The sequence below is a fragment of the Nocardia sp. NPDC006982 genome (assembly GCF_042869435.1).
GTDB lineage: Bacteria > Actinomycetota > Actinomycetes > Mycobacteriales > Mycobacteriaceae > Nocardia.
The window spans coordinates 696073-706802 of the sequence record NZ_JBIAFV010000004.1 but is presented as its reverse complement, the minus strand read 5'-3'; the positions used below and the strand labels follow the sequence as shown (position 1 = coordinate 706802).

Here is a 10730-nt window from a genome sequence, read left to right as displayed (position 1 = left end):
CCGAGCGCCAGTGAGGCGCAGGCATGAGCGGTGCCGTATCGCCGAACCGGCTCGCGGAGGCGCTCGGCCTGCCACCACCCACCGAGGAGCAGGCCGCGGTGATCGCGGCACCACCGGGACCGATGCTGGTCGTGGCCGGTGCGGGCGCGGGCAAAACCGAGACCATGGCCGCCCGGGTGGTGTGGATGGTCGCGAATCGTCTCGTCCTGCCCGACGAGGTTCTCGGCCTGACCTTCACCCGAAAAGCCGCCCAGCAGTTGACCTCCCGCATCCGCACCCGGCTGGCCCGGCTGGCCGGTTCACCGCTGCTGCGCGACCTCGATACCGGCGGTGAGCTGCGCACCCAACTCTCCGGCGCCGAACCCGAGATCAGCACCTACCACTCCTACGCGGGCCGCCTACTCACCCAGCACGGCCTGCTGCTGCCCGTGGAACCCGCCGCGACGCTGCTGACCGAAACCCAGCTCTGGCAGCTCGCTCACCAGGTGGTCCGCAACTGGGACGGTGACCTCGATACCGATCGCACCCCGGTCTCGGTGACCGAGGCGGTGCTCGCGCTGTCCGGCCAGCTCGCCGAACATCTGGTGGAACCCGAACAACTCGCCGAGGCCCACATCGAACTCGAAAAACTGGTCCATACCCTGCCCGCCGGTCCGCGCCAACGCGGCGGACCGAGTCAGGCTCTGCAGAACATCGTCCAGGTGCAGCGCGAACGTGTCGCCTTGCTGCCCCTGGTCAAACAGCTTGCCGAGGCCTTACGCCGCCGCGGCGCACTGGATTTCGGCGCCCAGATGTCGCTGGCCGCCCGTCTCGCCGCTGAACATCCCGAGGTCGCCGCCGCCGAACGTGCCCGCTTCCGCCTGGTCCTGCTCGACGAATACCAGGACACTGGTCACGCCCAACGGATCCTGCTGGCTTCACTGTTCGGCGGCGTGTCCCCGCAGCCGCACGCCGAGCGCGCACGAAAACCCGCCGATAATCCGAAGTCGAGCGAGGATGCTGCGGATTCACGTGCTCCCCATGGCGATGCGGCGCGGGGGCATCAGTCGGATGCCGAGCATGGCGCAACCAGCCGTCGCGAACAGCGTTTGGCGGTGACCGCGGTCGGTGACCCGATGCAATCGATCTACGGCTGGCGCGGCGCATCCGCCGCCAACCTGCCCAGGTTTGCCACCGATTTCCCCAGCGCCCCAGGCATTCCCGCGCCGATCCTGCCACTGCTGACCAGCTGGCGGAACCCACCGGAGGCGCTTGCCCTAGCGAACCTGGTCGCCGAACCATTGCGCCGCAATGCCATCGACAGCGGCGGGGTAACCGTCGACGCATTGCGCGCGAAACCCGATGCCGAACCGGGGGTTGTCGCGCTGGCACTCACCGAAACCGTTGCCGACGAACGGAATTGGGTGGCCGCCCGGATCGCCACGGAATGGGCGGCCAAACGCGAAGCAGGGGAGCCGCCGCCGACCTCGGCCGTACTCGTACGACGCAATGCCGATGCCGCCCCGCTCGCGGAAGCCCTACGCGAACAAGGACTTCCGGTGGAAATCGTCGGCCTCGGCGGCCTGCTCGCCACCCCGGAGGTCGCCGATATCGTCGCGACGCTGCGGCTCGTCGCCGAACCCGGCGCGGGCAGCGCAGCCATGCGCATACTTACCGGTGCCCGCTGGCGCATCGGCGTCGCGGACCTCGCCGCGCTCGCCCGGCGCGCCAGGGATCTGTCGATCAGCCGTCTGCACGGCAATGAAGTCGATGAAATCACCGATTCGACCGCACTGGCCGAGGCATTGCGCGAGGTGGCGCCCGAACCGGCCGAACAGGCCGGGCTGGCTGATGCGATCGCCGATCCCGGCCCGCTGGAACAGTATTCGGAGTCCGGATTCGAACGCATCGTCGCATTGGGCCGCGAACTCGCCGCATTGCGTGAGCGCAGCGGTCAACCGCTCGCCGAACTGGTGGCGGACGTGGAACGCACCATCGGCGTAGGCGTGGAAACCCAAGCCCGCCGTGCCATGCTCGGCGCAGGTGCTGGACGTGAACATCTGGACGCCTTCGCAGAAGTGGTCGCCGGCTATGCCAGCGATTCCGGCGCCTCGCTCGGCGGCCTGCTCGCGTTCTTCGCCGCCGCCGAATCCGTCGAGAACGGCCTGGAGCCGGGCGAAGTCGAGGTCGCGCGGGACCGCGTCCAGGTGCTGACCGTGCACGCGGCCAAGGGCCTGGAATGGGAGATCGTCGCGGTGCCGCACGTGACCCGCGGCGTCTTCCCCTCCGGCGCGGCCTCGGGCACCTGGCTCGGCGCACTCGCCGAACTCCCCACCTCCCTGCGCGGTGACCGCAGACAGGACGATGCCGCCGAGGGCGTCCCCGTCCTCGACCTCTCCGACCTCTACGACCGAGCGGACCTGGAACGAGCGATCAAGTCCCACAAGGAATCCCTGGACCGCCGCCGCGTCGACGAGGACCGCCGCCTGTTCTATGTAGCCCTCACCAGAACCGAACGCGTCCTGTTCGTCTCCGCCCACCACTGGGCCGAAACCGGCACATCCCCGAAGGGGCCATCGGATTTCCTGCTGGAACTCAAACACGCCGGCGAGGCCCCCGACAGCCCGGCCAATGGCGCGATCACCATCGACCGCTGGGACGATGCCCCCGACGTCGACGCCGTCAACCCCTTCACCGATAACCCCGCAACCGCCGAATGGCCCCGTGACCCCCTTGGCAACCGCCGCGACCCGATTGAACAGGGTGCGTCCCTGGTCCGCGCCGCCCTGGCCGAACTCGCGGCGCAACCGGTAGGCGTCACCAACCCTCCGGCCCGACCTTGGGCCGGTGACAAAGCAACTGCCTCAGTCGATTTCGCGGACCGCGCGCCCCATGACATCGACATGGCACCGACTGTAGACCCTGCCACCGACAACTTTGCCGCCCCGACAACAACGGCCGCTCGCGCCGACGATCCCGCCCCGTCCGCACTGTCGGTCGATCCGTATGCCGACGTTCCCCCACCCGACTTTCCCGATGCGCCCGCAGCGTTCTACGACTCGTACGAACCGCCCGCGAGCGCCCCTGGAGCGCACGGCCAAGACGAATCTCAGCTGTCCCCACCCGAGTTCGAACCGGATCCCGACGAATTCGAGCCGCCTCCCAGCGACTTCGAACCTCGTCCCGACGAGTTCGAACCTCCCCTCAACGACCTCGCGCCTCCCCTCGACGACCTCGCGCCGCCTTTCGATGACGTCGCGCCGCCCTTCGACGACTTCGCGCCCTTCGACGAATTCGAACCACCCCCAGACGAATTCGCCCCATCCACCTCCGACCCCACACCGCCCCGCACCCATTCCACCGCCCCCGGCCCCGACGACCCCGACGGCTGGTCCGCCGACGTCGACGCCCTCCTCGCCGAATTCGAAGCCGACCAAGCCATCGCCCAGGAAGTCGAACTCCCCGGTCAGATCGCCGCAACCGCCCTCGTCGAAATGCGCGCCGACCCAGCCAAACTCGCCGCCCGCCTGCGCCGCCCACTGCCGTTCCCGCCGAATCCACTGGCCCGCCGCGGCACCGCCTTCCACGCCTGGGTGCAGCGCTGGTTCGCCGCTGACCGCCTGCTCGGCTTCGACGAACTGCCCGGCGCCGCCGACAACACTGCCGCCGACGCGGGCCTGGACACCGAGCTGGTCACCATGCAGGAGTCCTTCCTCAACTCGCCGTGGGCTCATCGCAGCCCGCTCGAGGTGGAGATCCCCTTCGAAACCTCCATCGCGGGCACGGTGATCCGCGGCCGGATGGACGCGGTTTTCGCCGAGCCCGGCGGCGGCTGGATCGTGGTCGACTGGAAAACCGGCGCCGAACCCGCAGCCGGCGACGAGCCCGCGGTCGCCATGCAGCTGGCCGTCTACCGATTGGCCTGGGCCAGGTTGATGGCGGCGCGCGATCACGGCACCGAGGCGGAAATGCTCGAACGTATCGGCGCCGCATTCCATTACGTGCGCACCGGACGCACCATCGCCCCGGTCGAACTCCCCGGCCCGGGCGAACTGGCCGAACTGATCCGGAATGCGGCGCCGACGCCCCCGGAATGATCCAGAGATTCACCAACCGTTCGCGTCGGCGCCAAGCGTCGCCGACGGGACCCGGTAGGCTGCCGTGCGTGCCGGAGGGACAAGCAACGCCGGAGACGGCCAACGCCGTGGCGAGCACAGAGGCGGGTGCGTCCGGTGTTCGGTGATCGCGCACGCAGTGTCGGACTGTCCAGTCGTCCGGATTTCGCGCTGGTCGGGGTGCTGCGCATCCCCGAAATCCAGACCAGCCCAGGGGCTTCGCTGGTGCGCCGGGTGCTCTTCGCGATCGGCCTGCTGTTCACCGCGGCGCTGGTGGTGTACTTCGGACGCGATGGGTACCACGACAATTCCGGTGACGAGCTGTCGTTCCTCGACGCCTTCTACTACGCGACGGTATCGCTGTCGACCACCGGCTACGGCGATATCGCGCCGGTGACCCCCGAGGCCAGGCTGGCCAATATCGTCATCATCACCCCGCTACGCGTGCTCTTCCTCATCGTGCTCGTCGGTACCACCATCGGCGTGCTCACCGAGCGCTCCAGGCAGGCATTCAAGATTCAGCGTTGGAGGCGCAGCGTGCGTAATCACACCGTGGTCGTCGGGTATGGGACGAAGGGCCGCACCGCGATCGATGCCATGCTCGGCGACGGCGTACAGCCCGCCGATATCGTCGTGGTCGATACCGATGCCCTCGCGCTGGAAGCCGCGGCGAATGCGGGCCTGGTGACGGTGCACGGTTCGGCCACCCAGTCCGATGTGCTGCGGCTGGCCGGCGTGCAGCGGGCCGCATCGGTCGTGGTCGCCGCCAACCGCGACGACACCGCCGTCCTGGTGAGTCTCACGGCGCGCGAACTCAATAAAAACGCCAAGATCGTGGTCGCCATCCGAGAGGCCGAGAACACCCACCTGCTGCGACAGTCCGGCGCGGATTCGGTGGTGGTCTCCTCCGAAACGGCGGGCCGGTTGCTCGGCATCGCCACCACCACCCCGACCGTCGTGGAGATGATCGAGGACTTGCTGACCCCCGAACAGGGCTTCGCGGTCGCCGAACGCGATGTGGAACCGTCCGAGGTGGGCGGCTCCCCGCGCCATCTCGGCGATATCGTGCTCGGCGTGGTGCGCGGCGGCGAGCTGATCCGGGTGGGTGAGGCCGAGGTGGACGCGCTGGAAGCTACCGACAAGCTGCTCTACATCCGGCACGCAGGCCGGTAATACCGGCGCGATAGTCTCGAACCGTGGCCTCTGGATTTCAGCTCAATAGTGTTCCACTGCTTTCGCGTTCAGTGCTCGACCGGGCCGAGGAGATCCGGGCCGACGAACAATCGCTGAAGGAGGGCTGGGCCGAGGCCGAGTTGCTCCGTATCAATAAGCGCGGGCAGTTCCGCTTCGACGACGGTGCGCTGGTGCTGGAACCGGCAATCGAGCTGTCCGCGGAGCCGAGTCCGGCCGCGGTCTTCCTCGGCATCCATGGCGGCAAGCATGTGTGGGCTGTGCGTGATGCCGATCTGCAGGGCACGCTGACCGATCTGCGCGCGATGGCAGGCGGTCTCGACGATCTCACCGCCGACCTGCTCACCTCCGCCATGGCCCTGCTGAACTGGCATGACAAGGCCGGATTCAATGCCGCCGACGGCACCGCGTCCATCGCGACCAAGGGCGGCTGGTCGCGGGTCACCGAGAACGGCCACGAGGAGTTCCCCCGGATCGACCCGGCCGTCATCTGCCTGATCCACGACGGCGGCGACCGGGTCCTGCTGGCCCGCCAGCACACCTGGCCGAAGACGCTGTTCTCCCTGCTTGCCGGATTCGTAGAGGCGGGAGAGTCGCTGGAGCGGTGCGTCGAGCGCGAAATGCGCGAGGAGGTCGGGCTCGACGTGCGCGATATCCGCTACCTCGGCAGTCAGCCGTGGCCGTTCCCGCGCTCGCTGATGCTCGGCTTCGCCGCCATCGCGGATCCCGATCAGCCGCTGACCTTTTCCGATGGCGAGATCGCCGAGGCCTACTGGTTCACCCGGGCCGAGGTGCGCGAAGCGCTGGCTGTCGGTGACTGGTCCGCCCAGAACCAGGGTGCGCGGCTACTGCTGCCGGGTTCGATCTCCATCGCGCGCACCATCGTGGAGTCCTGGGCCGCGCTCTGATCGAAGACACGCAAAAGTTCCGTGCGGGCCGATCGGTCCGCACGGATCAATTGCAGTCTGATCAGGCCAGCGCCGCCAATGTCTGCTTGACCGCGGCCAGCGACGGATTCGTCGCCGTGGACCCGTCCGCGAACTTCACCGTCGGCACCACATGGTTGCCGCCGTTCACACTGCCGACGAACTCGGCCGATGCGGGATCCTCTTCGATATCGATCTCGACATAGCTGATACCGGACTCGTCCAACTGCTTCTTCAGCCGTCGGCAGTAGCCGCACCAGGTGGTGGAGTACATCGTCAAGGCGGGGGTCACGTCAGTCACGGACCGTTCAACATTTGACGGCCCGATCCTGTTCCACCGAACTCCGAATCCAGGCTTGCGATGGATTTAGTATGCGCGCATACTAAATCCATGACTGCTACTGCAACGACCACCAAGTACTGGCTGGGAGTGGTCTCCCGGGAACATGTCCGCCGCGGTGTCGAACTGGGGATCGCCCAGGTCAACCACGGCAAGCGGACGTCACTCGAGCGCATGCGTCCCGGCGACGGATTCCTCTATTACTCGCCGCGTGAAGGCATGCGCAGCGGTGCGCCGATAAGGTCCTTCACCGCCATCGGCACCATCGAGGACCGGCCGGTCTGGCAGGCGGATCCGCAGGATGGCGGCTGCTTCCAGCCGTGGCGGCGCGCCGTGCACTACCGCACCGATGCCCATGAGATCCCCGTCGACGAACTTCGCGGTGAACTGGATCTCACGAGCACGCCGAATTGGGGCATGGTGCTGCGCCGTGGACTGGTCGAACTGACCGCGCACGATTTCGCGGTAATCGAACAGGCGATGATCAGTGATAAGGAGGCAGATGACTGAGGTTCGCGGCCTGCGCAGCCGATTCGCCGAGGCGGACGAAAGTCCCGGCCTCTTGCTCTGGCAAGTGACCAACCGCTGGCAGGCCGCTCAGCGCGCGGCCCTCGCCCCCTTCGATCTCACCCATGTGCAGTTCGTTCTCCTGGCCGCGCTGACCTACCTCGCCGCCGGGCGCGACGAACCGGTCATGCAACGCGATCTGGCCGCCCACGCCGCAACCGACCCGATGATGACCTCTCAGGTGGTGCGCGCACTCGAGCAGAAGGGACTGCTGGAGCGCCGCGACCATCCACACGACCGCAGGGCCAAGGCTCTCGCACCCACCGAAGCTGGTGTGGCGCTGGCGAATCGGGCGATTGTCGCGGTCGAGAACTGCGATCACGAATTCTTCGGCCCGCTCGACGGCGATACGAGCGCGTTCGCGGGTGCACTGCGGCGCCTACGCGATCGCTAGTCGCGCGAGTGAGCCTGCGAAACCGCGGAATCCGATCCGGACCGGGTCCCTTGTGGCACGACTTGTCGGCGGGCACTGCCATGATGTGTGTCGTGTCGGCAACCAGTACGAGCGAGCCCATCCGCCCGGAGTTGGACTCGCTTGACCCCGAACAAGCCGCGGCAGTCCGCGCGCCACGGGGTCCGGTCTGCGTGCTCGCCGGTGCCGGTACCGGCAAAACCAGGACCATCACCCATCGCATCGCGCATTTGGTTTCCGCCGGACACGTCAAAGCCGACCAAGTGCTCGCGGTGACATTCACCGCGCGCGCGGCTGGGGAAATGCGCAACCGCCTGCGGGCGCTCGGCCTCGGTGGCGAGGCCAATCAGGTGCAGGCCCGTACCTTCCACGCGGCCGCGCTGCGCCAGCTCAAGTACTTCTGGCCGCAGATCGTCGGCGATGTGCCGTGGCAGTTGCTCGATCGCAAATTCCCGGTCGTGGCACAGGCCGCACATCAGGCCGGATTGTCCTCGCACACCGAAGCCGTCCGCGATCTGCTCACCGAAATCGAATGGGCGAAGGCCACTCTCATCGCACCGGAGGACTATCCGGCGGCCGTGGCCAAACACCGTCGCGAGCCGCCCTACGATCCGATGCGGGTCGCGGCAGCTTACAGCGGCTACGAGAAGTTGAAGGCGACACCGGACGGTCTGCTGCTCGACTTCGACGATCTGCTGCTGCACACCGCCGCCGCGCTGGAGGACTATCCGTCGGTGGCCGACGAATTCCGCGGGCGTTACCGCAGTTTCGTGGTCGACGAATATCAGGACGTCACGCCGCTGCAGCAGCGGGTGCTCGATGCCTGGCTCGGCGACCGCGACGATCTGACCGTGGTCGGCGACGCGAACCAGACGATCTACTCGTTCACCGGTGCCACCCCGAGCTATCTGCTCGACTTCTCCCGCCGCTTTCCGGAGGCGACGGTAGTCCGCTTGGAACGCGACTATCGCTCCACACCGCAGGTGGTCTCACTGGCGAACCGGGTGATCGGTGCCGCGCGCGGTCGTATCGCGGGCACCCGGCTGCAACTGGTAGGCCAGCGCGACGACGGCCCGGAGCCGATGTTCGCCGAATTCGACGACGGCCCGGCCGAGGCCCGTGCGGTCGCGCGGTCGATCAAGAAACTGATCGCCGCGGGCACTCCGGCCGCCGAGATCGCGGTGCTCTATCGGATCAACGCGCAATCCGAGGCCTACGAACAGGCGCTGACCGAACTCGGCATTGCCTATCAAGTCCGCGGTGGCGAGGGCTTTTTCGCTCGAAATGAGGTTAGGCAAGCCATATCTGCATTGCGGCAGGTGGCCGCTCGCGAGGATCTGCCGGACCAGTCACGCAGTGGTAAGGCCTTGGTTACCTTGGTGCGCGCCGCACTCGCGCCGGTCGGTCTCACCGCAACCGAACCCGCCGGCGCTCAGGCGCGCGAACGCTGGGAATCGTTGATGGCGCTGGTGCGCCTGACCGAAGAGTTGGTCGACCAGGACGACGCACTCGACCTGATCGGCCTTTTGCGCGAGTTGGCCGCGCGCGCCGAGGCCAGGCACCCACCCACCGTCCAGGGCGTAACCCTCGCATCGTTGCACGCGGCGAAGGGGCTGGAGTGGGATGCGGTATTCCTCGTCGGTGTCGCCGACGGCACGCTACCGATCGCGCATGTGCTGGGTGACGACGGTTCGGTCGCCGATCAGGCCGCCCTCGAAGAGGAACGGCGACTGCTCTATGTCGGTGTGACCAGGGCCCGCGAATCCCTGCAACTGTCGTGGGCGCTGTCCCGCGGCGAAGGCAGTAGGCGCACGCGGCGGCGCTCCCGATTCCTCAACGGCCTGGTGCCCGACGACTCGCCGGCCTCGCGAATCGCCGCGCCGGGTGCCGACGGCGCCACGAATGGTGTGCGCCCCACCTGTCGGGTATGTGCCAAACCGCTGATCGGTACCTACGCCACAATGCTCGGCCGCTGCCGCCGCTGCCCGGCTGAACTCGATGCCGAGCTACTCGCGGCGCTGCAGGCGTGGCGGGAGGAGAAAGCGCAGGATCTGCGGGTGCGCGAGTTCGTGATCTTCACCGACACCACACTTACCGCGATCGCCGAGCAACTGCCCGCCGATGACAATGCACTCGCCGCGATCCCGGGAATCGGGGCGAAGAAGCTCGAGCAATATGGGGCCGAGGTGTTGTCGATAGTGGCATCACGGCTGCGGTCAAGCCCACAAAACCGCAGGTAGAAAATAGGTTGTCGCGATGAGCGGCAACACATATGGTGGGATTCACGCACCGGGAGGTCATCTCGGCGCGCAGAGTTACCGACACGAGTACAGGAGGGAGGCAGACCGATGAATGGCAATACGAACTTCAGCGCTATGGGCGTTGCGGTGAATGCTGCACCCGTCATGTCGGCCTCCCGGGGGATCCTCGCTGCTTTGCAGGGGATCGGTCTGTCCGGTGTCGGCGTATCCGGGGATCACGGCAAAGCCATGAGCATGCATTCCCCGATTTGCGTCGTCATTCAGGACAAGCCAAGCGCGGGCTGGCACCCGGCATTTGCCCACACGGCAGAAGCCGGCGTCTTCGCAGTTGAGGCCGGATATGCACCGGCAGATCTGCAGGCACGCCTCCGCCGCACCGCACACCCAGCGACCGTGATCAGGATTCGACAGAGATGTCGAACTAGGTAGGGAACACTCCCCGACCTCCTGGCCACGGATCGCCCGAAGCGAAACCGTGGCCAGTATTTTTTACCGGCCCTTCAGCCACCACCGGCCTCGGTTTCGCGGAACGAACGAACGTACCGCTGCAAACGAGCTGAAGGAGAACGACGTGTTCACCGCAGAGAGGCCACAAGCCACTACTGACGTGACATGCCGAACCGTGGCACGGCCCACCCGCCCCCGGGAGGTCACAAAGGTCCTGCCTTGTCGAGCCGGAGATCCCGATCTCTGGTTCGCCGAGAGCCCGGTCCAGTTGGAGCAGGCCAAGGCGCTGTGCGCGTCCTGCCCCATCCGAAAGGGCTGCCTGACCGCGGCCATGGATCGGCGCGAGCCTTGGGGTGTCTGGGGCGGTGAGATCTTCGACCAGGGTGTCGTGATCGCCCGCAAGCGCCCGCGTGGACGTCCACGCAAGGTCGCGATCTCGGTATGAGATCTGTGATTCCCCTCCCTCCGGTCACTGAGGCCTATCCGGCCGGT

8 protein-coding genes are annotated in these 10730 nt (G+C 67.2%); 7 read left to right on the top strand and 1 reads right to left on the bottom strand.

Annotation, left to right across the window (positions count from 1 at the left end; all coding sequences use genetic code 11):
• The first annotated feature begins 23 nt into the window (after nucleotides 1–23).
• From ACFYOW_RS20245 to nudC, 3 genes are all read left to right on the top strand, one after another.
• Entirely contained in the window at nucleotides 24–4076 is a 4053-nt protein-coding gene (locus tag ACFYOW_RS20245; RefSeq protein WP_387289935.1) for a UvrD-helicase domain-containing protein, read from the top strand.
• Nucleotides 4077–4211: 135 nt separating this feature from the next.
• Nucleotides 4212–5267 (top strand): potassium channel family protein, encoded by a 1056-nt coding sequence (locus tag ACFYOW_RS20240; protein ID WP_387289934.1) that lies wholly within the window; start codon nucleotides 4212–4214, stop codon nucleotides 5265–5267.
• 23 nt (nucleotides 5268–5290) lie between these two features.
• Nucleotides 5291–6193, top strand: coding sequence for an NAD(+) diphosphatase (gene nudC, locus ACFYOW_RS20235; RefSeq protein WP_387289933.1), 903 nt, complete (start codon nucleotides 5291–5293; stop codon nucleotides 6191–6193).
• 61 nt (nucleotides 6194–6254) lie between these two features.
• Here the strand turns inward: nudC and ACFYOW_RS20230 are convergent, their stop codons facing one another.
• Nucleotides 6255–6485, bottom strand: coding sequence for a mycoredoxin (locus tag ACFYOW_RS20230; RefSeq protein ID WP_040694747.1), 231 nt, complete (start codon nucleotides 6483–6485; stop codon nucleotides 6255–6257).
• Nucleotides 6486–6602: 117 nt separating this feature from the next.
• Here ACFYOW_RS20230 and ACFYOW_RS20225 point away from each other — a divergent pair, with 117 nt between their 5' ends.
• From ACFYOW_RS20225 to ACFYOW_RS20210, 4 genes are all read left to right on the top strand, one after another.
• Nucleotides 6603–7061 (top strand): EVE domain-containing protein, encoded by a 459-nt coding sequence (locus ACFYOW_RS20225; RefSeq protein ID WP_387289932.1) that lies wholly within the window; start codon nucleotides 6603–6605, stop codon nucleotides 7059–7061.
• Nucleotides 7054–7512: a MarR family winged helix-turn-helix transcriptional regulator gene (locus ACFYOW_RS20220; protein ID WP_387289931.1), complete on the top strand. Its 459-nt coding sequence runs from the start codon at nucleotides 7054–7056 to the stop codon at nucleotides 7510–7512. The genes ACFYOW_RS20225 and ACFYOW_RS20220 overlap by 8 nt, the downstream gene beginning before the upstream one ends.
• Nucleotides 7513–7595: 83 nt before the next feature.
• Nucleotides 7596–9770, top strand: coding sequence for an ATP-dependent DNA helicase UvrD2 (locus tag ACFYOW_RS20215; protein ID WP_387290099.1), 2175 nt, complete (start codon nucleotides 7596–7598; stop codon nucleotides 9768–9770).
• A 592-nt stretch (nucleotides 9771–10362) separates the two neighbouring features.
• Nucleotides 10363–10683 (top strand): WhiB family transcriptional regulator, encoded by a 321-nt coding sequence (locus ACFYOW_RS20210; protein ID WP_373864748.1) that lies wholly within the window; start codon nucleotides 10363–10365, stop codon nucleotides 10681–10683.
• The last annotated feature ends 47 nt before the right edge of the window (nucleotides 10684–10730 follow it).